This window comes from Bacillus sp. JJ1127 (assembly GCF_036965845.1).
Classification (GTDB): domain Bacteria; phylum Bacillota; class Bacilli; order Bacillales; family Bacillaceae_G; genus Bacillus_A.
The window spans coordinates 1-1,049 of the sequence record NZ_JBALQK010000456.1 but is presented as its reverse complement, the minus strand read 5'-3'; the positions used below and the strand labels follow the sequence as shown (position 1 = coordinate 1,049).

Annotated in this window: 1 protein-coding gene; it reads right to left on the bottom strand. The window is 30.4% G+C overall.

All coding sequences use genetic code 11. The features are described from left to right. On the bottom strand, nt 1-764 hold a 764-nt coding region (locus V7183_RS25845; protein WP_335361322.1), incomplete at its 3' end, for a potassium transporter TrkG. Nucleotides 765-1,049: the final 285 nt, after the last annotated feature.

Genomic DNA, 1,049 nt, shown 5'->3' with positions numbered 1-1,049 from the left:
TTATTATACTCCAATATAAAAATCACAATCATTGCAATAACATTAAGTGTGATTGTTCCAAGAATCATAATTTTTGAATGAAGGGATAGTTTCTTAAAACTACGGCTATACCATATATCAATTAACACCGTAAAACCTAAACCACCTATAGCAATTAAAGAACAAATCCCAATATTAATAATAGGATCTCCTACATATCTTGTTAAATTATCTGGCCATAGTGCAAATCCTGCATTATTATAAGAGGCAATAACATGAAAAATACTATAATATAGACCTTTACCAAAACCAAATTCCGGGATAAATCGAATGGATAAAAAAACGATTCCTACTAATTCAATACAAATAGAAAAAATAAAAACTCGTTTCACTAATTTTACAAGACCGCCAATATTCGTTTGGTTAAATGCTTCTCCAATTAGCAATCGATGACGCAAACCAATTTTTTTCCCTAGTACCCATACAATTAAAATTGCAATTGTCATTAACCCAAGACCACCTGTTTGAATTAAAAACAGAATAACAATTTGACCAAACATTGTAAAAGTGCTTGAAGTATCTACAACACCTAAGCCAGTCACTGTCGCTGCTGATGTTGCCGTAAAAAAGGCATCTACCCAACTAATCGATTCTTTTGTTGCGAACGGTAGTTTTAATAACATTCCTCCGACAACAATTAAACAAAAAAAGCCCATTGCTAAAATTTGCGGTGGACTTAATCGTATAAAACGATTGTAAAATCCTTGTTTTTTTGTTTCTTGCATATCACTAACTCCCTTAATAAAGTGCTTCTATCCCTCATTATGTAAGATAAAATCTAGTAAAACACATAAATCTTTATAATCTCATAATATAGTCGAGCATAATCCTTTTTTTTATAGATTTCAACTTTTATTTTCACGAGTAGTAAAACGAGTATCCCTTCATTTTACATACTATTTTATCTATAATATCTTCTTACAAGAAAAGCTTTACAATTATTCTTTCTCTGTCATTTTATGCCCCTGAATATTCTCATAATAACTGTTTTTCTATTCTCTATCTACCAC